We start from the raw sequence: 22,786 nt of genomic DNA, 5'->3' as shown, positions 1-22,786 counted from the left end.
CGCCCAACGCCTCGACGCGGGCGGCACGTTCTTGCAGACTGTCCATCACGGCCTTTGGTTGATCAATGTGTCTCTTGGCGGAAACACATGATCAAACAAAGGCCGCTCCGCTGTCCGGCGAACAGCAAAACCCGTGGCCAGCCCGCCCAACTAACCAAAGGCAAAGGTTTAAATACAAGCTGAACCGGACCCGATTGCTGCCCGTCGACCATCACCGCCCTCCGATACTCCTGCGGCACTGTGGGGTAAGCCTCCCCACGTGGTCACAGGGAACGCCGCGGTGCTGGTCGACATCCGGAAGTACGACGGAAGCTTGAGTGCGCAGTGGACTGCTACCCGACTCGGCGAGGACGAGCATGGTGTGTGGTTGGGCACGGCGCAGGGTGTCCCCGTCGGTTCGGCCACGGGCGGCTGGACGAGCCGGTTCGTCTACGTGATGTTGGTCCCGCGCGGCGAGTGGTGGACGGCCACGTTCTGCGCGGACCCGGGCCCGGAGGTGTACTGCGACGTGTGCACAGCACCCGAGTGGGACGCGGACGGGACCGTCCTGCGCATGGTGGACCTCGATCTCGATGTCGTTCGGCACCGTGGCGGAGAAGCCCGTATCGAGGACGAGGACGAGTTCGCCGAACACCAGGTGAGCTACGGCTATCCCGAGAGCGTCACCGGCAAGGCCCGACAGACCTGCCAGTGGTTGTTGGAGGCGGTCCACCGCGGGCGTAACGGCGTCGAGCCCTTCTCCTCGGTGTACCGCTACTGGCTCGGCCTCGTTCGGTAGTTCGGGGCACTGGCCCGCCCTGCGTACTGTGCGCTGCGCGTCATGAGTCAGTGGCACCCGCCTTCTTCGGAAACGGCTTCGGCGCGACGGCAGCGGGCCCAGAACGCCGTAGGTGTCCACTCGCACCACCGGGTCCGGTGCGGCGATCGTCGGTGGCATCTGCCCGACCGTGACCGGCCGGACGGCCGGACCGGTCTCACCTGCCCCCGAGGGCAGCGGGGAGGCGGTCTCGGGTAATTCATGACTGTGGCGTTCGGGTGGGGTCAGAGCGCACCGGTGTGGTGTCGAAGGGGCGCAGCGGGCGGCTACGGGAGGCTGGCGCTCCGGAAGCAGGCAGGAGAGAGCGTGTGAGTGTGCGCAGCCGTCGCGGTGTCCGGGGCCCCGTGGTCGTGGGCGAGAAGCGAATGGCCGGCGATGCCGGTGTTCTGGGGACCGCGCTTGCCGTGGTGTTGGCGTTTTCGCTGGCGCAGGGCTCGTGGGAGTGGTTCTCCGCCTATCTCGGTGTGACGCTGCTCGCGGTGGTCCTGTCCTTCGGCCACGTGCCGGTGTGGACGCCGGACCGACGGGCTGCCTACGGGTGGAGTCTGGCCGCGTTCTCGCTGGTAGTGGGTCTGTGCGTGGCACTGGCGTTGGCACCGGCACTACAGCGCTGGGACTGGCTGTTTCCGATGCCGGGCACCCGGCACGAGTGCGTGGAGTCGGGCCGGTACGAGAGCCTCAGAACACGGGCCGCCCTGGGGAGCCTGGCCGGTCGTGACAGTGACGCGCTGGCCCACGCGCAGCTGGTGCAGAGCCGCCAGGCCGTGGCCGGCTGCCTCGCGTCGACGACGACACGTTGGCTGCCGGTGTACGCGTTGGGAACGGCTCTGTTGGTGGGTGCGGGTTCGTGGTCCTGGGAGCGGGCGCGGGCCCGGAAGGCGGCGATCGGTTCCGATTGAACCGCCGCCGGCTCCGGCTCGCTGTCCTTCGTCCCGGTCACAGCTACTGTCACCATGTCGGGGACAGCAGGTCGGCCAGGCGTCCTCTCGTGTACGCGCAGAGGTACGGTTTGGCCGGCGTCGCGTCTGTCAGGGGGCTCCGAGGACGCGGTCGCAGATGGTCGGGCCGTTGTCCGTCCGACCCCGTAGCCGGTCCTGCTCGGTCACGAACCGGTGCCGCCGTGCTCGGCGGGCAGGAGCCCGGTGCCCGGGACGAGGGCAGTCGCACGCACTTCGGGATGAGCCCGCAGCCACTCCACGAGCGGAAGGACGTCGTTCGCCGGCGCGTAGAGACGGAGCAGTGTTTCGTTGTCCTCGCGGCGCGGCCTCCCCGCCACGCGGTAGGCGCCCATCTGTCGGGCGAGCCGCAGGTGCGGCCCGTTGGTCACCTGCACCCCGACCACGTCGGACCAGGGCACCTCCACTGTTCCGAGCCAGTTCGAACGCACCACGTCCGGCGTCAGCTCGACCGCCGGCTTCCGTGGTCGGGCCACGGCCCGCGCGCCGGCCACTCCGCATCCGGCAGCGATCAGCAGGACCAGCCCACCGGCGAGCACGACGACCGGGCGGTGGGCCGATGTCGCACCGAAGCGGTCGGAGAGCTCAATGTGTTCCTGACCCCACTGGGCCACCGCGCCGACGCAGGCGATGACGCCGACAACCGCCAGCAACACCAGGGGCGCGGTCAACAAGGCGGCCCGGCGGCGGCTCTGCCGGAGATCCGCGGAATCCTGCGGCGCATAGGCGAAGCCCGACTGCCTCGCCCGCCACCGGCTCGACAGTGGTGGAGGATGCGGCACTTCAGTCATGCCCGGAGTCTACTGTTCCGGCCGACCCGTACCGCAACCATGTTCGACGTGGCAGGGTCACGAGCCGTCGAAGTCCCAGCGGATGCTTGGGACGAGCGCCGGGCTGTACCGCGTGGTGGCGCCTCCCCGTCACCATGCGTGCAGCCTTGTGGGGGTTGGTCACTGAGGTCGCGGCCCGTGTCAGGATGTGCGGCATGACTGGTCGCGCGCGGAGCTTCGGAGTGATGGCGGGCGCCTACGAGCGGTTCCGGCCGGGGTATCCCGTGGAGCTTCGCGATGTGGTGATGGCGTACGCGGGTCGGCCGGTTCGGTCTGCCCTTGAGATCGGCGCCGGGACGGGCAAGGCCACCCGTCTGTTCGCGCAACAGGGGGTCACGGTCACCGCGAGCGAGCCTGACGGGGCCATGCTCGACGAGTTGCGCAAGCACGTTCCGGCGAGCGTCAGGACGGTGCGGGCCGCTTTCGAGGACTTGCGGCCGGGTGAGGGGTACGGGCTGGTCTATGCGGCAGCAGCGCTGCACTGGACGGACCCGGAGGGTCGGTGGACGCGCATGGCCGCACTGCTGGAGCCGGGCGGTGTGTTCGCCTCCTTCGGGGGGCCGATCCAGTTGGCCGACCCCGCGGTGGAGGAGGTGGTGCGCGCAGCACGAGCACCATTTCTGGAGAGTGATGGGATCCCGTCCCCGGACGGGACTCCTCCGGAGTGTGACATGCAGTGGCCGGGTTCGGAGCTCCAGCGGTCCGAGTGGTTCACCGATGTTCAACAGTGCGTGATCGAACGACGTTTGACGATGAGCGCTCGCGAATACATCGGCCAGCTCTCGACGATCTCTGCTTACCTGGTCCTGCCGGACTTCGAGCGGGAGCAGGTGTTCGGCCAGATCATGCAGGTGCTGCCTCGGACCGTCGAGATCGCCGCCGACGTCACTGTCCACCTCGCCCGTCGACACCACGAGCTGTAGTGCATCGGCGGACGCACTCGCCGTGGAACAAGGTGCTGTCGCGCAGACCGCGACCCGGAATCCGTTCCGCTACGAGTTGGGCGGCAGGAGTTCGCGGGTGAGAGTGAAAGCCGTCGTGGCGGTGGACAGGAGGGCGTTGATCCTCCCGAGGATGCGGGTTGTTCGGTCGGCGTCCTGCGAGTCGACGGCTGCGGCCAGGTCGTCGGCGTACTCCCGCGCCCGAACCCCCTCGTCGGACATTGCGGCGCCTGCGTCCGTACGCAGGGCGTCGATCAGCTGCTGGTGGGGGATGTCGGACGCGTTCGCCCGGTTGCCGTAGCCGCCGTGGGCCACGGCGTGCGTACTGTTGACGTTCGCCACGACGAAGCCGCCCGTTGTGGAAGAGATGTGCACCCCTTCGCCTCCTGTCCAGATGAACTTGCGCTCGTACTCGGACCAGCCCTTGCGCGTGACGCCGTACCCGCCGAACCTCCATCCCTTGATCTTGATCATTTTGTGCTTGATCGGCTCGGCGAGGATGCGCATGGCGTCTGCCCGGTTCCACCCTCGCTCGGCGAAGTAGTCCGTCATCATGACCCGCGGGCCCGGGTTCGCGGACCGTCGGCAGATCTCACGGAATGCCTGCCCCTGACACAGCTCCAACTGGCCCGGGGCGAGCGACGGTTCCGGCAGCCTCCACCGGTGTACGGCTCCGCGGACCCCCACGTAGATCCAGTGGATCAACCAGCAGAACAAGGCGATCACCACACCTTGCACGAGTGGCAGCCCGGCAACCATTCACCCTCCCCTGCCAGTCCCAAGTGTGCGAATTATAAGAAAAGTTGGTGAGCCAGGTAAGCGGTTCGCCCATACCGACAGGGCCGACATGACTGGCTCACCGGGCAGCAGCCAGACGGCTGGAACTCGCTGCGCAGACTCGGTCCGGCCCGGGTCCGGACCGGTCGTCCCGGCAGAAGCACCGGGACACCTCGGACAGCACGGCGATCGCCGGCCCGATCGCCTCTTCACGGTTCGGCGTGCTGTGGAGCATACGACCTCGGTGAGCCCGGCCGGCCGGGCTCACCGAGGTGGCCCGACCGCGGCCGGGCGGGCAGTGTTCCCACTGCGCACATCGCAGGGGTGACAAGGCTCCCCACGGGGGCGTGGCCCCTCTACGGTGGGCGCTCCCGGATGCCGTCGAGGACGAGGTCCGTGCGTACGAGTCGGCGGCGGCCCCCAGATGACAGCGGCGCGTCGGCGTGCACGGCATGGAGTTCAGCCGGACTCCGGCCGCGCTGCGGAGGCCGCCGCGGCGGCGATGGCCAGCGCGTCGCGTACAGGGTGGTCGAGAAGATCCTGAAGGTCCGTGCTGGTGGCGCCGAGGAAACCATGGCGGACGCTTGTGGCGATCGAGGAAAGCATGGGCGGCTGGAACGGCAAGAGCCCAGGGCTGTCCAGGAGCCTGCGCCGGTACTCTGCCAGCCCGATGGTGCGGTGGCCCGCTCCAAGACGATCGGCAACGGACGCCGCTGTGATCGGCACGCCGACAAGGTCGTAGACGCGTCCGGTGTGACGCTCCGGATCGGCTGCGACGACCGCCGCCACGTCGGCCAGGTCCGCACGGGCCACGACTGCCGCCGCACCCCCGCCGAACGCGGACTCCAGCGTATCGCCGTCCCACGTCATCAAGGCGCCGAAGAGCTCGGCGTACAAGCCGTTGCGCAAGATCGTCCAGCTCAGGCCGCTGTCCGTGACGAGCTGTTCGGTCGCACGGTGGGCGAGCGCGAAGCCGAGGTGGTCACCGGCGCCGGTCAGGCTCGTGTAGATGATGTGCTGGACACTGTCGCGGACGGCAGCTTCGACGACCGCCGCGTGCCGCCGGATCACCTGGTCGTCCTCCGCGTAGCCCGCGGAGACCAGCACGACGGTGGTGCAACCGGTCAGGTCGAGGCTGGACGGGTTGTCGAAGTCCAGGAGCCGCGTCGCGTCGCCGGGCGTTCGGCTGCTGCCGGTCGCGTCCGCCTTGCGGGCATGCAGAGCGGCGAGAGTGAGTGCGCCGAGATTTCCGTTCGCGCCGGTCACCAAGATCATGGGTCGCCGTCTCCTTCGTGGTTCTCTTCAGTAACTACGATGGGATCCTGACCCGTCCGCCCACCGGCCACAAGAAGGCAGTTCGATGTCACTCACGCACACCGGAGTAACCCCCGGGCCTGCTGAACTCGACCCCTGCGGGCAGAAGGACCACCCCGACTGCGGTATCCGGGATGTGCTGGACCGGGTCGGCGACAAGTGGTCGGTCCTGGTGATCGTGGAGCTCGCCGGCGGGCCACGCCGCTTCCGGGAACTGCAGCGCGCGATCGAGGGCATCTCTCAGCGCATGCTCACGCTCACCGTGCGCAGGCTGGAGCGCGACGGGCTCGTCCTCCGCACGGTGTACCCCACCGTTCCGTCCCAGGTCGACTACCGCCTCACCGAAACCGGCGCAAGCCTGACCCACCTCGTCAAGGCGCTCGCCGAATGGTCGTTGGCGCACCGAGCAGGCATCGCCGAAGCCCGGCACGACTACGACCAGAAGCACCCCGGCCACGATGTGCGTTGACCGAACGCGAACTCTCCACGGGTACGAACCGCTCCGACGAGGGACGCGCTCAGCGGCTGCCGCAAGGCCTCGTCGAGCCTGTCGCGCAGCGCGCGTGCGGCTTCGGGCGACAGAGCGCGTCCATCTCGCCGTCATCGTAGAGCGCAAGGCGGATGTGGTCATGAAGGCCAGTGGTGGCGACATCCATGTTGATCGTCGGATCGCCCTCCGCATGGAAGCGGGCCGCCTCGTCGAAGCCGTTCAGGGCCTTGATGCCGGGGCCTGGGACGCCGGACCAGATACTCATGGCCGCCAGTCTTCCCAGTAGCCCGGGTTCGCGGCACAAGCGGCTGCGCGGCATGAGGCAGAGCGAAGTGGCGGAGCACCTCGGTCAGGACCGTGCGCTCCGTCCCGGCCGTGAACTCGTGGAAGGGGTCCGGCAGCGCCACACGCATCTCCGGCTCCTCGTACCACCTGAGCCGGCCGTGCCCGGGCTCGACTTCGCGCAGCGCACAACCACCGGGGGCCATCAGCAGGAAGCCGAACTCAAAGGCTCAGCACGATGGCAGCTCCGATGCCACCTACAAATAGTGCGAAGGCGGCCTCCGGCCAGCCCCCCCGCCCCCACCGGAACAGTCTGTCGAGGGCGTACCGCCCGGGCCCGATGGCGGCGATGGCCAGGGCCACCGCTGCGATGCACACATTGAACTCGACGCCGCCCTGCGTTTCCCACAGGCCGTGTGCCGCGGTTACGGTCGCCATGGCATTGATCATCACACCGATCAGGGCAGCCGACGCCAGTGGCGTGAAAAGCCCCAGGGCCAGCCCCAGGCCGCCCAGAAACTCTGAACCGCCGCCTATGGCGGCATAAAGCGTTCCTGGGCGGTAACCCAGAGCGGCGAAACCCTTGCCCGTCGCGTCAAGACCTTCACCACCGAATATTCCGAATAGTTTTTGGGCTCCGTGCCCGGCCATGAGGAGACCGAAGGTGATCCTGACAAGGAGCAGACCGCAGTCACCGGCGGATACCGCAGTCTTCTCCGGAACGCGGGCCGCCGACCGGGGCGGGGCACGCAATTTCTCATCGATGAACTTCATTGGAGTCTCCAAAATCGTATTGCCTCTCCATCCTTACTCCTCCCCCATTCGGTATCGACCCCGGAGCGGTGGAGTGCGCGCGGTATCAGCAGGGGCGAGGAGGCATGATCGTCACTGATGCGGGACCCGAGCGATCTGCACCGGAACTCCTGCCAGGACGTCCGGCAACACGGGGAGACAGGCGGCCGAGGCGGGCGCGGCCCCGGCATGGGGCACGGGACATGGGGCATGGCGAATGGAGTTGTGCACGGCCCGGTCCCGGCGCGCCCCGCCGCGTCAGGAGGCCGGAGCTTCGGTGATGCGATAGCCGACCCCGGGGGTCGTCGTGATGACCGGCGGGCCGCCCAGTTTGCGGCGTAGCCGGCCGATGGTGACGGTGACCGTGTTGGTGAACGGGTCGGCGTTCTCGTCCCACACCTGTTCCAGGAGGTCCTCGGCGCTCAGAAAGCCGGGGACGGCACGGAGCAACGCCTCCAGGACGGCGAACTCCTTCACCGACAGCTCCAGCGGACGGCCGCCTCGGACGGCGGCCCGGCGTACCGGGTCGAGTTCGAGGTCGGCGGCGCGCAGTGTGCGGGACCGGGCGGTCGGCCTGCGCCGGGCGAGAGCGCGAATGCGCAGGATCAGCTCCGGGAAATGGAAGGGCTTGGCGAGGTAGTCGTCGGCGCCGAGGGTGAGGCCGCTGACCCGGTCGCCGGGTGTCCCGGCCGCGGTCAGCATCAGCACCATCGCGCGTTGGTCCCGCTCGGTGATCATCTGACAGAGTGTGTCGCCGTGGATGCCGGGCAGGTCCCGGTCCAGGACCACGACGTCGTACGGATTGAGGCCGAGTTTGGCAGCGGCGGTCAGGCCGTCATGCGCGATGTCGACGGCCATTCCCTGATCCCGCAGTCCCTCGGCGACGACCTCGGCGAGCGCCCGCGCGTCCTCCACCACCAGTACCCTCACCGTGTCGCCTCTCCGGAACCGGCCGCCGTCGGCAGCCTCGCACCGACGTGCAGCCCGCCTTCGGGCCGGGCCAGCAGGGCGAGGCGGCCGCCGTGCGCTTCGATGACCGCTGCGACGACCGACAGCCCCAGCCCGGAACTCCGTTCCGATCCGGTCCGGTCGGCGCCGAGCCGCTCGAACGGCTCTGTCAGCCGGTCCACTTGGGCCTGATCCAGGACACGCCCGCCACTTTCGACGACGAGGTGGGCCTCGGTGTCGTCATGTCCGGTGGAGATCCGTATCCAGCCGCTTTCCTGGTTGTGCGCAATCGCGTTGTCGACCACGTTCTCCACCATCCGGGACAGCAGCGCGGCGCTGCCCCACGTCCGGGTGTCCGGTCGCGTCTCGTCGCCGACGGTCAGCTTCTTCGCGGTGATGTCGGTGGCCCGGGCGGCCAGTGCCTCCCGCACCAGTTCGCCCAGCGACACGGCGGTCCGGTCGGCGAGGGCACCGTGCTGGGCCCGTGCGAGGACGAGGAATCCGTCCAGCAGGTGGTCCACCCGGTCGAGCTCGGTCCGCAGCCGGCCGGCCAGCGCGACGGTCTGCGCCGCGGGCTCCGGCTTGGCGACGGCAACGTCCAGCGAGGCCCGCATCGTCGCCAGTGGCGTACGCAGTTCGTGCGAGGCGTTGCCGACGAACCGGCGCTGCGCGACGAATGAGGCTTCGAGGCGTTCCAGAAGGCCGTCGACCGTGTCGGCGAGTTCCTTCACCTCGTCGACGGGTCCGGCCACGGCCAGTCGTCGGTGCAGGTTCTCCGCGGAGATGCGCCGTGTCGCCGCAGTGATCAGCCGCAGCGGGCGCAGGACTCGGCCGGCGAGGATGCGGCCGAGCAGGAGCGAGACGCCGGCCATCACCACCAGTGCGATCAGCGAGCCGACCAGCAGTTGGTGGCTCTGCTGCGCGTGCACATCCGCGAGTTGTCGTCCCAGATCCTGTATCTGCTGTTCGGCGGCGGCGAGATCGGACCGGTCGGTCGGGGGCTGTTCGGGGGCGACGCCGGTTCCCCGGCTGCCGGACATCAGGTAGGTCAGGGCGAGCAGCACGATTCCGGACCCGAGGAACCCGGCCGCGTACAGGATCGTGAATCGCCGACCGACGGTCCCACTCCATTGCTTTCCCACGTTCCTCTTCCTTCTCGGGTCCGGCGGCCTTCCTTCCCGGGTCCGGCAGCCGGAACCAGATTGCCCCACGACACCTAACAGCGGGATGACAGCGGCGGTTCGGACCATGTCATGGGCCGGTCCGTAGAACCGATGCCATGCAGATACTCACGACGAACGAACTGCTTCGGCGGATTCGACAGATCTGGCAGACCAGGCAGATCGGGCAGTTCCGGGAGGTCCGACAGGAGTGGACCGATTTCCGGCGTCCGGGTCGGCTGGTCGCGATGGCGGCTGCGGCGCTGGTCGTCGTCGCGCTCGGTCTGCTCCCCGCGTTCGGCAACCACACGTCCTGCGACGGCCCCTGCCCGCCCGAGCCGACTGGACCGGACGGCTCCCGGGTCAACGACCAGTTCTACTTCCTGCATCGCGATCTGGGCGAGAACGGCAGTATCACGGTCCGCATGACGTCCATGTCGGGCACGATCACATATCCGCCACCGAACCATGACCGGATCGTCCCCGGCCTGGTGCCGTGGGCGAAGGCCGGGATCATCATCAAGGACGGGCTCCGCCAGGGATCCTCCTACGCGGCGTTGATGCTCACCGGCAGCCACGGTGTGCGGATGCAGTACGACTTCCGTCATGACATCGCAGGCAGCGGAGGGCGGGTTTCGGCCGGGTCGCCGCGCTGGCTGCGGCTGACGCGGTCGGTCGACACCATCACGGGCTACGAGTCCGCCGACGGCGGGCGCTGGACGAAGGTCGGCACGGCGCGGTTGTCCGGTCTGCCCGGGACCGTGCAGGTCGGCTTGTTCGCCACGTCCCCCGGTGACCTGACACTGCGGTCGGCCGGCCTCGGCGGCGCCACGGAGGAGGTGCGTTTCACTCAGGCCGGCGGCACCTTCGACCAGGTCGTTCTCAAGAACGCTCCGTCCAGAAGGGGTTGGCGCTCCGACGCCGTCGGGGAGATGAACCGGACCGACTGGGAGAAGTACCACAAGGCGTCCGGTGCGGTGCGGGGGAACGGCACGATCAGCGTGACCGGCACCGGCGACATCGGGCCGGGAGGTACCGAGGGCGGTGGCCGCCCGGTGGAACGTACCCTCGGCGGCCTGGTACTCGGGGTGCTCGTCGTGCTCGTGGTCGCCGTGCGGTTCGTCGCCTCCCGGGACCGCCACGAACCCGGACGCGGCACGCCGGTCACCCGCCGGATGGTCACGGCGAAGGCGGTCGTCGTCGGAGCCGTCGCCTTCGTCACCGGTCTCCTCGCCGTGGGTGCAGTGGTCCCGGTCGGCGTGGCGATCCTGAAGGGGAACGGGACCGGCGTCGCCGAGGTGTCCGCGCTCACCGGCGTGCGGGTCGTCGCCGGCACGGCGGCTGTGCTCGCGCTGTCCGCCGTAATCGCGGTCACACTCGGCGTGCTGTTCCGGCGTGCCTGGCTCGCGCTCCTCGTGGCCGTACTGACGATCGTGGTCCCGTACGCCATGACCTCCCTCCCGCTGCTGTCCGACGGCCTGTCGCAGTGGCTGCTGCGGCTCACCCCTTCCGCCGGCTTCGCGGCCCAGCAGACCCTCGTCGAATACCCACAGGTCGTCGCCCACTACGCGCCCTCGACCGGGTACTTCCCGCTTCCGTGGTGGGCCGGGATCGCGGTGCTCTCGACGTATGTGGTGGTGCTGCTGGGGCTTGCGCTGAGCCGGCTGCCGCGCGGTGGTGAGCCGACGGGGCCGGCGGGGCACGGAAACTGATCGCCGGGAGGTCCTGCGGGCTGTGCCCCTTTGCCGGAGGTTCGTAGGGATCGGCGGTTTCCGGCTTGGGGCAGCCGGGGCGCGGTCGTGGCCGCCCGGAGCGCAGAGCCCTGCGCCCTTGCAGGCCATGGGCGTTCCCGTTCCACGCTGAGGGCATCGCGCCCGGTGCCCCGCAGGCCCTCCAGGTGCGTGATCGCCGGCCTCGACGCCCTTGGTAGGGTCCACGGATGCGTTTCGACTGGGCCGGTCTTCAAGCGGCGATACGGGACCAGGTCGTCGGCTTCGTCCGACGCATGTGCGCCGAGCATCCCGAGGAGCACGTCTACGGCGCGGCTGTCCATGAGTTCTACGCCGAGTCCGGTGGCACCATCGCCTGGACGCTCGTCGGCGTGGCGAGCGAGGAGAGACTCGCAGCCGCCGCGCCGGACCCGCTCGATGCTCAGGCCCTGCGGTGGAGCCCGGCGGACTGGCCATGGCAGCTCGACCCGGGAACGACCGGGGAGGAGTGGGCCTCCCGTCTGGAGACAGCCGCGACGGCGGGGGACGGCCGGCACTGGGATACGGTCCACCAGCGCTACCTCCGTACCGTCGCCAAGGCCTGCACGGCGGCGAGGAGGCAACTGCTGGCAGACGGGATCGTGGGCAAGGACTTCGTCGTCGTCGCGATGGACGAGGCGTGGGAGCTCATCCCGTTGAGTCTGACCAGGGCGCAGGTACGCAAGCACTTCCCCGAACTGGACGCCGAGCAGCGGGAGGCGGACCGACTGGCCGCGTTGCCTGCGGAGCAGCGGGTGGCCGAGCTCGTCGCGATCGTCGAGTCACGCTCTTCGCCGTTGTCCTGCGAACAGGCCACGCAGTCGCTCCGGGCGCTGGGTGGGCTCGCCGTCCCCGCCGCGCTGGCGCGTCTGGACGGTTCGCCCGACAAGTGGCTCTGGGCGAAGCTCCTGGCCGACATCGGCATCGCGTCCGCCGAGGTGTCCGACGCACTGGAGCGAACCATGACGAACAAGCACCTCGACGAGCCGGACCGGTCCTGGGCCGCGGCCGCGCTCTCGCGTCTGGGCCGGATGGATCTGGTGGTGAAGCGGCTCGACAGCATTCCGCCGGGGGTGGCAGCGCAGGGCTTCGCCGCACCCTATACATCGCTCCGCGACCACGGCGCCCATGGTCCCCTCGACTACTCGCCGCTGGAGAACGCACTGGCAGTGTGCCCGGACCAGCATCCCGCCGTGTCCGAACAGCTCGCCCCGGGCAGGGGTCTCTGCTCGATCGGCCCGGACGAGGCCGGGACAGCGCTCGCGGCACTGGCCTCGGCGCTGCCCGTCGTACGGCGCCACGCGCTCCTCGTACTGTCCGACGCACCACTCGACGCGGAGCAGCGCCGCCGCTACACCGCGCAGCTGAAGCACCTGAGCCAGAACGACCCGGATCCGCTGGTACGCGAGGCCGCCGCCACGCTCGGCAAGTGAACGTATGCGGGCTCTTGCCCGTTGCGGTGCGCGGCGCGGACTCCGCTCGGCGGCGAGGGAGGCGGACTCCCTCACCACTTCGTGAGGGAGCCGTTCTCCCAGTACAGGCCGAGGCGTTCGCGGACCGGCGGTCCGACTCGACCACATGACAGGCCAGTTGATTCACCGCTTCAGCCGAGCCGGACACCGGCCCCGGTGGCCGTCCGCAGGACGAGGACGCGGGACGAGGACGCGGGACGAGGACGCGGCCTGTCCGCGTTCAGTCGCCGCCCGCCCCACGGCTGCTCCCGCCACGACTCGCCCGTCCCCGATCAGCGTCTGCCTGCTCGGGACAGTGCGGCCTCGGCCTGTGCAGCCAGGGTTCCGACCAGTTCGGCCGCGGACGGCAGGTCGTTGATCAGGTCGATGGCCTCGCCGGCCCACTGGGGCAGTGCGGGGATCTCGCCTCGTACCACGGCGTCCTGGTAGGCCTGTTGGGCGTGAGGGTCGGCGGCGAGCTCGTCCTCCCGGCCCCGCCATTGATCGAGGTAGGGGTGGCCAAGGGTGCGTGCGGTGTACTTCGTCGGCCACCGCGAGCTGCGGGCGATGTCGAGCACCCTGTTGCGCTCGGTGTCCTCTCCACGCCCCTCAACGATCGCCCGGGCAGTCTCGGGAGCGAGCAGCGCCTCGGGTGTGGCATGGAAGCGGGTGCCGACCAATGCTCCCTCGGCCCCCAGCGCCAGGGCGGCCGCCACACCGCGCCCGTCGGCGATCCCGCCGGCCGCCAGCACCGGGGTCGACGTCGCGAGGTCCACCACGACGGGGACGAACGGCAGCGTGGACCGCCCGTGCCGGGCCCCGTGTCCGCCGGATTCGGTGCCTTGCGCCACGATCACATCGGCACCCAGATCCACCGCCCTCCGGGCCTCCTCCAGATCGGTGACCTGGATGATCAGCACCGCGCCCGCGCTGCGGATGTGCTCCACGAACGGGCTGGGGTCGCCGAAGGACAACATCATCGCGGTCGGACCGTGGTCCAGTGCCCGCGCGACCACACCGATGTCGACCGCCCACGACAGAAAGCCGATGCCCCAGGGCTTCCCGGCTGCCTCATCGACCAGGACGGGCAGCTCCCGGGCCAGCCAGTCCTCGTCCCCGCCTCCGCCGCCCAGCAGCCCGAGCCCGCCGCCGCGCGAGACCGCCCCCGCCAGTGCTCCACCGGCCGAACCACCCATCGGGGCCAGGGCAATCGGATGCTCCACACCGAGAATGTCTGTGAATGCTGTCGCCAGTCCCATGACCTCCATCCTCACCCTGCCGTCCTGCCCGTCGCAGCGAAATCAACCGACGAACGGATGCAGCGCGTCGAACAAGCCGGTGCACAGGCGTAGGGGCGCAGGGGACGTAGGGGCGTCCTGGCCCCCTGGCGTACGGCATCAAGGCCGTACGCCGGAAGCGGATCGGGCCGACGAGGAAGATCAGGCGGACCCGGTCGAACCGGCAAGTTCCACGAGGTGCCGGGCTGTTCCGGCAGGGTCGACGATCTGATGGAGGTGTGCACCGGGCAGGTGCGCCACGGGCCAGCCGCGTGCGTGTGCCTCGGCGGAGCAGTCCTCGTACGGCGGGCCGAACAGCAGGTACGAGCAGGGGTGGTCGTCCCAGCCGTCGGGGACCGGGATGCGCTGCTCGTAGTAGGACAGCGACAGGGTCGGCTGCTCCTCGACGACCGTTTGTCGCACCGTCGGATCGGAGAACATGGGTGCGACATCCGTCTCGTCCCACCAGTCCGTCCAGCGCGGCAGCCTGCCGTTCACCGCCATCGGGCGGAGGAACTCCTGAAATTCGGGAGAGGCCACGGGTGTCGGCCCGATCCGGGCCGGGAGCCCGGCATCGACGAAGATCGAGCCGGCAACCGGATGATCCAGACCGGCGCGGATCACCGGGAGGAACAAGCCGGCGTTGCTGTGAGCGACCAACGTGACCGGGTTGCCGACCGGGACCTGCCGCAGGTCGTCGCGGACGGCGTCGGCGATGCGGGGCCAGAAGGGCGGAGCACCGGTGCCGATGTGCAGCAGGGACGGCACCCGTACCGCGTATCCCGCGGCCGTGAGGTGTTCGGCCACGGGCTGCCAGGTCGATGGGCCTACGGACGGGCTGTGTACGAGCACGAAAATGGGCTGCATGCGACGATCCTGTCGCCCTGTCCACCGGAGGCGCGACGGCGTCAGCCGACAGCAGAATGGCGGCTTCGCAGCAGGCCGGATTCCCATGTCGTAGGTGACCGCCCACTGATGCGCGATACAGCCGGAGGCCCCGTCAGGCCTGGCACCTGGCGGCGACTTCACCCACTCGTCGACAGTGGGAACGTCGTCATGCCGCGCGAACATCTTCTCGATGAGGAGTCGGTGCAGATCATGGTCGGGATCGGCGCACCCGTCGGCGAGGACGGTCCGTCGGTGGTCAAGGTCGGTCGCGAGGCAGGCGGTCGGGAGCACCCCGCCACGGTGGCGATCCCGGCGAGCACCAGGTGGCCGACATCGCCGGCCGCGAGGATCTGCGCCAGGCCGTTCCCGGCGAACGCATTGATGCAGCCATGGCGAACAGGGCAGAGCCGGAGGGAGCGGGGGGTCCCTCACTCATGGTTCGATCAGTCTTTCCAGCACGGCCATCGCCTGGACGACCGTCTACCGCTCGGTCTCCGTGCGGTGCTCCTCCAGGACACGGGTCAGCCAGGCACGACGGGCCTCCCGGTCCCCCTCGGCGCGTTCACGGCCGGAGTCGGTGAGAGTGACGCGCCGCTTGCGGCCGTCCTCGGGATCGGCGTGACGTTCCACGAGCCCGAGACGGGAGAACGACCCGATCGTGGTGGCCATGGACTGCGGTCGTACACCTTCCAGAGCCGCGAGGTCACTACGTAAGGTCGATCACGCTCGTGAGATCGCTGATGTTGTGGTTCGGGCATTGAGGAGTCGTTCATGGACCATCCGGACCCGCGGCACACCGCGCGCCTGGCCGCGTACGGATCCGTCTCCACCCACTTGTCGTTGCTGAGCGACCGTCGACTCGGCGGAGTCGTGGCCTCGGCCACCCCTCTGGGGTCCGGCATCGGCGGCAGGTCCGCAGAAATCGATCTCCGCGGAACCCGAGTCTTCGTCAAACGAGTCCCTCTGACGGACGTTGAGTTGCGACCGGAGAACGTACGGTCGACGGCGAACGTCTTCGAGCTGCCGACGTTCTACCAGTACGGGGCGGGCTCAACCGGGTTCGGCGCATGGCGTGAGCTGGCCGTGCACACACTGACCACCGGCTGGGTACTGGGCAGCGAGTACGAAGGCTTTCCGCTGATGTACCACTGGCGGGTCCTGCCGGACTCCCCTCCCCCGGCATGCGCCGACGAATTCGGCGGTATCGACGGTGCGGTGGCCCACTGGGAGGGCTCCTCGGCCGTGCGTGATCGGCTGGAGGCCATCGGCCGATCCTCGTCCAGTCTTGTGATCTTCCTGGAACACGTGCCACAGACTCTCGGCAAGTGGCTCAGCGACCACAGAGCCGCCACAGCAGAAGGTGCGTACGGTCCGAGGTACGCGTGGGCAGAAGAGGCCCTGATGCGTGGAGCCGACTTCATGAGGTCCCGAGGGCTCGTCCACTTCGACGCCCACTTCAACAACGTCCTCACCGACGGCCGGACGATCTACTTCGCGGACTTCGGTCTTGCCCTGAGCTCCGAGTTCGAACTCTCGCGGGCCGAGACCGACTTCCTCTCCGACCACCTCACGTACGACGGCTGCTACATCGCGAACCACCTCATCCGCCATCATCTGCCCGACCACCTGCACGGCGGAACGGAGCACGGGGCGTTTCTGCGCAACTGGATCGCGGGCGAAAGATCCGAAGAGGTCCCACCCGCCATAGCCACGGTCATCAACCGGCATGCCCGGACAGCCGCTGTTCTGGACGAGTTCCACCGTCGGCTGCTCTCCGAGAGCAAACTGACCCCGTACCCTGCCGCCGACATCGAGCGGGCGCGGCAGCAGGGCGACCGTTCAACCGGCTGATGAGCCGGGAACGCAACACGGCCCACGCCGGCCTGTCACCGGCCAGTCGGATCGGCGCGTCGTCACTCTGCGGTTGCGTTGCTCCATGTCGCCACCACTGATGATCTCCCGCTGGTCGGCGGGTTCCGCGTCGGCGCTGGGGCGCCAGGCATCATCGTGCTGCTGATCAGGAGCTCAGCTCTGCTGGACTCCGAGCTGGTTCGCGGCAGCCTCCGCGGTCTGTGCAAGCAGGACGGCGATGGTCATCGGCCCGACGCCACCGGGCACCGGAGTGATCAGACGGGCACGGGTGAGAGCCGTGTCGAAATCCACGTCGCCGGTGTTGCCCGAGTTGTAGCCGGCATCGATCACCACGGCACCGGGTTTGATGTCCTCACCCCTGATCAACCGTGGCCGCCCCACGGCAGCCACCACCACGTCCGCTTCCCGGACGGTCGACGACAGGTCCGCCGTGCGGGAGTGGCAGTACGTCACTGTTGCGTTCCTGGCGAGCAGGAGCATCCCCACCGGCTTGCCGAGAATCGGGCTTCGCCCGACCACGACAGCGTGCCTGCCGGCGAGTTCGACGTCGTACGCCTCCAGAAGTCGCATGATCCCGCCCGGCGTGCAGGACGTGAAGCCCGGCAGGCCGAAGCTCATCGCGGCGAAGGACTGCATCGTGACCCCGTCTACGTCCTTCTCCGGGGCGATGGCCTCGAACGCCGCTCGCTCGTCGATATGCGGGCCGCACGGATGCTGGAGCAGGATGCCGTGTGCTTCCGGATCGTCGGACAGGCCGGCGAGAACGTCGATCAGTTCTGCTGTAGTGGTTTCGGCAGGCAAGCCGATGTGCCGGGACTCGATGCCCGCCTTCGCGCACCGCGCCTGCTTCATACGGACATAGGTGACCGAAGCGGGGTCCTCCCCCACCAGCACCGTTGCCAGACAGGGGCTGGTCCCCGTCCGCCGCGTGATGTCCGCCGCGCTGGCAGCTGTCTCTTCAATCATGCGTCTGGCGAGGTTGCTGCCATCCATGAGCTGGGCCGTCTGAGTCCGGGACATCGTCGCCCTCCAGGCGTTGCTGACCACTCGCCCAGGCGCACGGCATCGACTCCTCGTCAGACCGCTCCCCGGTGGTAATCCACCTCAGCGCCAGTCACGGTCCAGGCATCACTGTAGTGGACGCTGCGCGCTGACACAGGTGAACGGTCTCGGATGGATGCGGCTCATGAAGGATCACCACTCGGCGCCGAAGTAAGCCGAAGGCGGGGTTGCCCTGTTCCGAAGCGGGTTCCTGGCAGCGTTCGAAGCAGAGGGCAGTGCCAGGGGGCGCTACTACTCATCGGCAGCTGGAAAGGTACGGAAACTTCGAAGAATGTATCCAGTGGTGCGCGCGATGTCGTCTTGGGTAGCTTCTGCGGATGCGCCGATTCGCGGAGATCGAAGACCTGTCGGAACTTGTGCGTGATGCGCTGGGCGCGGGACGCCGCGTCGTCGCGGTGGACCGGTTGCGCGGGGGAACCAAGAAGGGTGTGTACCGGGTTCGGCTCGATGGCCCCCGTACGGAGAGTGTGATCGTCTGCAGCTGGGCCGAGGATGAGAACTTCTGGCCGAGCACGCGGGCGGACGATCCGGCCGACCCCTTCGCACCCGCGTCCGGGATTGTCCCGTTCCTGGCCGCACAACGGACCCTGCACGACCTCGGAGTGCGGGTTCCGCAAGTGCTCCTGGCGGACGACAGCCGACGCCGGTATCCGGCCGACGTCACCGTGATCGAGGACGTGACCGGTGGCACGCTCGAAGACCTCTTCGATAGTAACCCGGAGCGCGCGTCGGGAGCACTCGGCGAGCTCGCCGAGATGCTCGGCGTGATGCATCGCAGCCGGGCCCGGAACTACGGCAGGGTGGACCTGCTGGAGCGCGGTGACTGCGTGTCAGAAGTCTCGTGCGAGCGTCGGGTCCTCGATCGCGCCCTGGAGGACCTCAAGGAGGCGGCGGGGCGGGACGACAGCATCGCGGGGGCTGAAGCCGCATTGCACGACCGTCTCAGGCAGCTGGCCGAACGTGTGAGCCCTCGCACGGAGTACGGGCTGATCCACGGCGAACTCGGACCCGACCACGTCCTGGTCGATGCCGACGGGCGCCCCGTCCTGATCGACATCGAGGACCTGATGTACTTCGACGTCGAGTGGGAGCATGTATTCCTCCGGCTCCGCTTCCACGAGCGGTACGCCGTACTGGACCGGCCCGGTCTCGATCCCCGACGGCTCGACCTGTACATGCTCGCGATGCGCCTGTCGCTGGTGGCCGGTCCTCTGCGCCTTCTCGACGGTGACTTCCCCGGCCGTGTGTTCATGCAGGGGATCGCCAACCACAACGCGAGGCAGGCGCTGGCACTTCTGCCGTCGGTGTAGCCCGCGGCTGCGCCGAGCAGGGCGGAGCCGTCGTCCGCTGCTCGGCTCAGGCGGCTCAGGCGGCTCAGGCGGGAAGATCGAACACGGAGAGCGGGGCAGCGGGGCGAATGGCCTCGGAGAGCGGGGCGGGAGGCCGAATGGACTCGGTGCGTGTGTCCATGTTCCTGCCGGACTGCCGGGTGAACTCCAGGACCCTGCAGGGAAGTTACTGTCCGTCTGGCGCGGCAGGCCCCGGCGGTGGGAGTTCGGCGCGTCGTAGCGCGGGGACAGCCAGGCCGATCACTGCGGCAAGCAGGCAGATGGCGCCGCATCCGGTGAAGAACACGCCCGCGCCCCACAGGGCCACCGTCACACCGACGGCCGGGAAGAGTGCGGGGGCGAGGCCCAAGGTGCACAGGGTTGTGACCGAGGTGACCCGGCCGAGGTATCGGGGGTCGGTCTCCGTCTGGAGCAGAGCACCCGTCACGACCGTGGTGAAACCGCTCGTCAGGCCGATCAGCGCACCGGACAGCACAGCGACGGGCAGCGAGGGGGCTTGCCCCAGAGCGACCGTGCCCGCAGCGGTCACGAGCAGTGCGGCGGACATCGCCGGCCCGGCACGCGGGATCCGGGGCGACACGGTGAGCAGCAATCCCGCGGCCGCTCCTCCGGCGCTGAACGCACTCGCGACCCAGCCCATCCCCGAGGCGCCCCAACCGCGTTCGTCCGCCAGGAGCACCAGGCCGGTGGCGACCGGGCCGCTGAAACACATCTCGCTCAGACCGATCACCGTCACCAGGGGTGCGAGCATCCGGTGGCGGCGGACGTAGCGCAGGCCGTCACCCAACTCACTCCGGACAAGGGTGCGCCGAGGCACTTCGCCCGGTATGGCGATCCGGACGGTGAGCAGGACGACGAGGGAGACGGCGAAGAGGACCCCCGCAGCCGTGAACGCACCGGCCGCGCCGCCGATCGCCAGCACCGATCCCGCCAGGATCGGGCCGGCGGCGTTGCTCAGCCGGATAGACAGCCCGCGCATCCCCTGGACCCTGGCGAGTTGCTCGGGTGATGTGAGGCGTGCTGGAAGGGCACCCACCGCGGGCATGAACACCGCGTCGACCACGCCGAAGACCAGCGCGACCGCAACGAGTAGCCACACGCCCGGCGAGGTCGACATGACCGCCACGGCTACTGCGAGGATCACCGCGCAGCGGACCGCATCGCTGACCACAGCGACCCGTCGCGGCCCGAGCCGGTCGGCCACCACGCCCCCGCCGAGCATCAGCACCGCCCGTGGAAGCGCCCCGGCCGCGACCACCATGCCCGCCTGCGACGGCCCGCCGGACCGAGTCGCAGCCCAGGACAGGGCGAGGAAGTACACGACGTCACCCGTGACCGAGGCCGTGTACGCGCAGAGCCAGCGCAGGACATTGACGTCCCGGTGAGCAGGCCGTGCGGAAACGGCTGTGCCGTGCGCGCTCACGCGTCGCCGGCCGGCGGCAGGGCCGTACCGGGCACCGGAAAAGCCTGCACTTGCAGCACCACGGGAGCGGAGCCTTCAGGCGCCTCGCCCGATTCGTGGCGGTAGCGTGCGATCACCTCGAAGATTTCGGCCTTCATCCGGTCCGCGTCGCCAGGGGTCAGGTGCAGGAGGAAGTCGCTGTACGCGGTGGCTTCGAGCCACTCCTGCGGGAGCAGGGCCACCTCCTGCGCGGCCCTGCGCAGTCGGTCGGCGGCGGCCACGGCGACTGCCTGTGTGTACGCGCGGCCGGCCTCGCGCTGTTCCACGGGCGCGGTCGCGGGGTCGTGGATGGACTGTCGGTGGACGGACTTCCACCATCGCTCGCGCCCGGTGCCCCTGCCCGGCTCGTCCACGATCAGTCCGCCCGATGCGAGGCGACGCAGGTGGTAGCTCGCCGCGCCGGGGTTGATGCCGAGTTCCTCGGCGATGCGAGTGGCGGTGGACGGGCCACGCTCACGCAGCAGGGTGAGCACGTTCAGACGTAACGGGTGAGCGAGTACGCGCAGGGCGGAGGTATCGAGTTCGACATCCCGATACGGGGACTCGACATCCCGCTCCGAGGACTCGGCGGATACAGCGGAGGAAGCAGCCATGCGCCGAAGATAGACCTACAACAGTTGTTTCGAAAGAGATGTTGTGAACAATCGCGTAAAGAGCCGGGACTCGGCACATCCCATTCACCTGTCAGCCGTCACCCGTCAGCGAGGGCGGGGCTGAGTACACGCGAGGGCGATGCGGCGCGTGAGATCGACGTCGAGGATCTTCACAGTGAGAATGTCGCCCACTCGCACGGCCCCCTCGGGCCGATCAGCAGGTGTGTCGGCCAGCCCTTCGATGTGCACCAGCGCCGCGATGCCGTCCTCCCGTTCTTCGATGCGTACGAAGAACCCGAATGGCAGAACTTTCGTGACGGGGCCGGTGACGACCTGCCCGATCCGCTGTGTGAGCTGCGGCCACGGGTCTTCCTGCACCGCCCTCAGTGACAGCGGAACTCGCTCCCTGGACATGTCGACGTCGAGCACTTCGGCCGTGATCTCCTGGCCGACACCGACGATGTCGGTCGGATGGTCGAAGGGGCGCCAGGACAGCTCCGGAATGTTGATCATCGCGGTGAAGCCGCCGATGTCGACGAATGTGACACCGAAGTCCGCTATCAACTTCACGGTGCCTGTGACGAATTGACCGCGCCGCAGGGTCTTCAGGAAGCCCCAGTCCCGGTCGCTGGGTGTCTGCTCGGTCTGCCAGCGGGCGCGGAGTATGCCGTCGCTGTCGGGTAGCACTGCCGTGAGGAGCGGGAACCGCTCGTCACCGGTGATGGGTACGACGGCGGCGGCCCGCGCATCGGTGATGCGACGGATCACCGCATCGAACCGCGTCTCGTCCGCAATCGTGCCGGCGATCCGGCCGTTCGCGTCCTCCCAGAGGATCTCCACCGTGCCCTCGTCGGGCAGTGCGGCCACGGCCTCGTCGACCTCGGTCAGCAGGTCCGTCCAGACCGCCAGTTGAGCACGGGGAGCGAGTTGGGCACGTACGGTCTCGATGTTGTCGCACGTGAGACGGTGCCAGCGCGATGCGTTCCCGATGTAGGTCTCCTCCAGGAGAGTCGCGCGGTAGGAGCCGACCACCCACCGCAGACGGTCCCAGAAGTCGGCATCGGCCGGGCGCTGTACGTGTTGCTGATCGGCGACGAAGTCGTACGGCGATGTGTCCAGACGCTCCGGGAACAGTCCGAGCGTGCGGGTTCGAGCCAGCGCCGCTTCGCACGGCCGGCTGCTGCCGACGTACAGGTACTGGTCCCACCCGACGTGCACCGAGAATCTTCCTTCGACCTCCAGGCGGCACCATGCGCCGTTGTCTCGCAGCATGGCCCGGACGAGTTCCAGGCCGACTTCGATCGACACCTGCGCGCCGTCGTGGAATCCGGTGAGGTCGTGTGGGAAGAGGCCTGCCAGCCCGTGGCCGTCGACCACCGGCTCCGGACCGAAGTGGGCGAAGCCACTGATCTCCGGTTCACGGATGGCCAGTTGACCGACGCCGGTGTCTTCCGCGAAGGCGGCGACGGCCATCAGGTACACGGCTTCGACCGGCCCGTGGTCACTGATCTCGGCTTCGGCACCGATGTAGCGGCCGTGCTGGTCGCGGTCGGCCGGGTCGTATTTGGTGATCCGGTGGACATGGGGCAGCACGTCACTGCCTGCCGGACGTCGAAGGCGCCGCTGCATTCCGCCGGTGTCCGGGCAGGCCCCGCCCGATGTCGCGGCATCCCACGCCGCCGACGCGTTCACTCATGTCCGCAGCGTACGGGAACCCTCGTAGGGCCTGAAGTTCGCCGGGCGGGCTCCATGCCCCACCGTCAGCGTGGGTCGGTCT

22 protein-coding genes and 1 riboswitch are annotated in these 22,786 nt (G+C 68.9%); of the genes, 8 read left to right on the top strand and 14 right to left on the bottom strand.

The features are described from left to right. The first annotated feature begins 259 nt into the window (after positions 1-259). Complete coding sequence (locus tag ABZ622_RS35760) at positions 260-778, top strand: DUF402 domain-containing protein (RefSeq protein WP_360550540.1); 519 nt, start codon at positions 260-262, stop codon at positions 776-778. Positions 779-1,125: 347 nt separating this feature from the next. Further along, positions 1,126-1,716 carry a hypothetical protein gene (locus ABZ622_RS35755; protein WP_360550538.1) on the top strand — a complete coding sequence of 197 codons (591 nt, stop codon included), beginning with the start codon at positions 1,126-1,128 and terminating at the stop codon, positions 1,714-1,716. Between the two features lie 203 nt (positions 1,717-1,919). Here ABZ622_RS35755 and ABZ622_RS35750 read toward each other — a convergent pair whose 3' ends face one another. After that, positions 1,920-2,564 (bottom strand): hypothetical protein, encoded by a 645-nt coding sequence (locus ABZ622_RS35750; RefSeq protein WP_360550536.1) that lies wholly within the window; start codon positions 2,562-2,564, stop codon positions 1,920-1,922. Positions 2,565-2,788: 224 nt separating this feature from the next. On the opposite strand from ABZ622_RS35750, the gene ABZ622_RS35745 reads away from it, so the two are divergent. Further along, on the top strand, positions 2,789-3,526 hold the full coding sequence (locus ABZ622_RS35745) for a class I SAM-dependent methyltransferase (protein WP_360550534.1): 738 nt from the start codon (positions 2,789-2,791) through the stop codon (positions 3,524-3,526). A 69-nt stretch (positions 3,527-3,595) separates the two neighbouring features. On the opposite strand, the gene ABZ622_RS35740 is transcribed toward ABZ622_RS35745, so the two are convergent. Next, complete coding sequence (locus ABZ622_RS35740; protein WP_360550532.1) at positions 3,596-4,270, bottom strand: hypothetical protein; 675 nt, start codon at positions 4,268-4,270, stop codon at positions 3,596-3,598. A gap of 510 nt (positions 4,271-4,780) precedes the next feature. Continuing rightward, positions 4,781-5,596: an NAD(P)H-binding protein gene (locus ABZ622_RS35735; protein ID WP_360550530.1), complete on the bottom strand. Its 816-nt coding sequence runs from the start codon at positions 5,594-5,596 to the stop codon at positions 4,781-4,783. Between the two features lie 85 nt (positions 5,597-5,681). Between ABZ622_RS35735 and ABZ622_RS35730 the strand changes: the two genes are divergently transcribed. Continuing rightward, positions 5,682-6,104, top strand: coding sequence for a helix-turn-helix domain-containing protein (locus tag ABZ622_RS35730; RefSeq protein WP_360550528.1), 423 nt, complete (start codon positions 5,682-5,684; stop codon positions 6,102-6,104). Positions 6,105-6,153: 49 nt separating this feature from the next. Here the strand turns inward: ABZ622_RS35730 and ABZ622_RS35725 are convergent, their stop codons facing one another. The 4 genes from ABZ622_RS35725 to ABZ622_RS35710 all read right to left on the bottom strand — a co-directional run bounded on the left by ABZ622_RS35725 (position 6,154) and on the right by ABZ622_RS35710 (position 9,289). Next, entirely contained in the window at positions 6,154-6,390 is a 237-nt protein-coding gene (locus ABZ622_RS35725) for a hypothetical protein (protein WP_360550526.1), read from the bottom strand. Between the two features lie 239 nt (positions 6,391-6,629). Further along, positions 6,630-7,181: a DoxX family protein gene (locus ABZ622_RS35720; protein WP_360550524.1), complete on the bottom strand. Its 552-nt coding sequence runs from the start codon at positions 7,179-7,181 to the stop codon at positions 6,630-6,632. A 276-nt stretch (positions 7,182-7,457) separates the two neighbouring features. Continuing rightward, positions 7,458-8,129: a response regulator transcription factor gene (locus tag ABZ622_RS35715; RefSeq protein ID WP_360550522.1), complete on the bottom strand. Its 672-nt coding sequence runs from the start codon at positions 8,127-8,129 to the stop codon at positions 7,458-7,460. Further along, positions 8,126-9,289, bottom strand: a complete 1,164-nt coding sequence (locus tag ABZ622_RS35710; protein WP_360550520.1) for a HAMP domain-containing sensor histidine kinase — start codon at positions 9,287-9,289, stop codon at positions 8,126-8,128. The genes ABZ622_RS35715 and ABZ622_RS35710 overlap by 4 nt, the downstream gene beginning before the upstream one ends. Positions 9,290-9,426: 137 nt before the next feature. Here ABZ622_RS35710 and ABZ622_RS35705 point away from each other — a divergent pair, with 137 nt between their 5' ends. Both ABZ622_RS35705 and ABZ622_RS35700 read left to right on the top strand, forming a co-directional pair. Continuing rightward, positions 9,427-11,019, top strand: coding sequence for a hypothetical protein (locus ABZ622_RS35705; protein WP_360550518.1), 1,593 nt, complete (start codon positions 9,427-9,429; stop codon positions 11,017-11,019). 227 nt (positions 11,020-11,246) lie between these two features. After that, positions 11,247-12,488, top strand: a complete 1,242-nt coding sequence (locus ABZ622_RS35700; protein ID WP_360550516.1) for a DUF4303 domain-containing protein — start codon at positions 11,247-11,249, stop codon at positions 12,486-12,488. A 311-nt stretch (positions 12,489-12,799) separates the two neighbouring features. Here ABZ622_RS35700 and ABZ622_RS35695 read toward each other — a convergent pair whose 3' ends face one another. The 3 genes from ABZ622_RS35695 to ABZ622_RS35685 form a co-directional block, all read right to left on the bottom strand. Further along, positions 12,800-13,765 (bottom strand): nitronate monooxygenase, encoded by a 966-nt coding sequence (locus ABZ622_RS35695; RefSeq protein WP_360550514.1) that lies wholly within the window; start codon positions 13,763-13,765, stop codon positions 12,800-12,802. Positions 13,766-13,945: 180 nt separating this feature from the next. Continuing rightward, on the bottom strand, positions 13,946-14,650 hold the full coding sequence (locus ABZ622_RS35690) for an alpha/beta hydrolase (protein WP_360550512.1): 705 nt from the start codon (positions 14,648-14,650) through the stop codon (positions 13,946-13,948). 501 nt (positions 14,651-15,151) lie between these two features. Next, positions 15,152-15,340 carry a winged helix DNA-binding protein gene (locus tag ABZ622_RS35685; protein WP_360550510.1) on the bottom strand — a complete coding sequence of 63 codons (189 nt, stop codon included), beginning with the start codon at positions 15,338-15,340 and terminating at the stop codon, positions 15,152-15,154. 102 nt (positions 15,341-15,442) lie between these two features. On the opposite strand from ABZ622_RS35685, the gene ABZ622_RS35680 reads away from it, so the two are divergent. Beyond that, positions 15,443-16,522, top strand: a complete 1,080-nt coding sequence (locus ABZ622_RS35680) for a protein kinase family protein (protein WP_360550508.1) — start codon at positions 15,443-15,445, stop codon at positions 16,520-16,522. Positions 16,523-16,696: 174 nt separating this feature from the next. Here the strand turns inward: ABZ622_RS35680 and ABZ622_RS35675 are convergent, their stop codons facing one another. After that, complete coding sequence (locus tag ABZ622_RS35675) at positions 16,697-17,563, bottom strand: bifunctional 5,10-methylenetetrahydrofolate dehydrogenase/5,10-methenyltetrahydrofolate cyclohydrolase (RefSeq protein ID WP_360550506.1); 867 nt, start codon at positions 17,561-17,563, stop codon at positions 16,697-16,699. A 22-nt stretch (positions 17,564-17,585) separates the two neighbouring features. Beyond that, positions 17,586-17,671, bottom strand: a riboswitch (ZMP/ZTP riboswitch). A 251-nt stretch (positions 17,672-17,922) separates the two neighbouring features. Here ABZ622_RS35675 and ABZ622_RS35670 point away from each other — a divergent pair. Beyond that, positions 17,923-18,915: an aminoglycoside phosphotransferase family protein gene (locus ABZ622_RS35670; RefSeq protein WP_360550504.1), complete on the top strand. Its 993-nt coding sequence runs from the start codon at positions 17,923-17,925 to the stop codon at positions 18,913-18,915. Positions 18,916-19,120: 205 nt separating this feature from the next. Here ABZ622_RS35670 and ABZ622_RS35665 read toward each other — a convergent pair whose 3' ends face one another. From ABZ622_RS35665 to ABZ622_RS35655, 3 genes are all read right to left on the bottom strand, one after another. Further along, positions 19,121-20,377, bottom strand: a complete 1,257-nt coding sequence (locus ABZ622_RS35665; RefSeq protein WP_360550502.1) for an MFS transporter — start codon at positions 20,375-20,377, stop codon at positions 19,121-19,123. Next, positions 20,374-21,009 carry a winged helix-turn-helix domain-containing protein gene (locus ABZ622_RS35660; RefSeq protein WP_360550500.1) on the bottom strand — a complete coding sequence of 212 codons (636 nt, stop codon included), beginning with the start codon at positions 21,007-21,009 and terminating at the stop codon, positions 20,374-20,376. Before ABZ622_RS35660 ends, ABZ622_RS35665 begins: the two co-directional genes overlap by 4 nt. A gap of 105 nt (positions 21,010-21,114) precedes the next feature. Beyond that, positions 21,115-22,602, bottom strand: coding sequence for a S1 RNA-binding domain-containing protein (locus ABZ622_RS35655; RefSeq protein WP_360550498.1), 1,488 nt, complete (start codon positions 22,600-22,602; stop codon positions 21,115-21,117). Positions 22,603-22,786: the final 184 nt, after the last annotated feature.

The organism is Streptomyces sp. NPDC007164 (assembly GCF_040634135.1).
GTDB lineage: Bacteria > Actinomycetota > Actinomycetes > Streptomycetales > Streptomycetaceae > Streptomyces > Streptomyces sanglieri.
The sequence above is the reverse complement of the archived record's forward strand: the minus strand, read 5'-3'. Positions and strand labels throughout refer to the sequence as shown.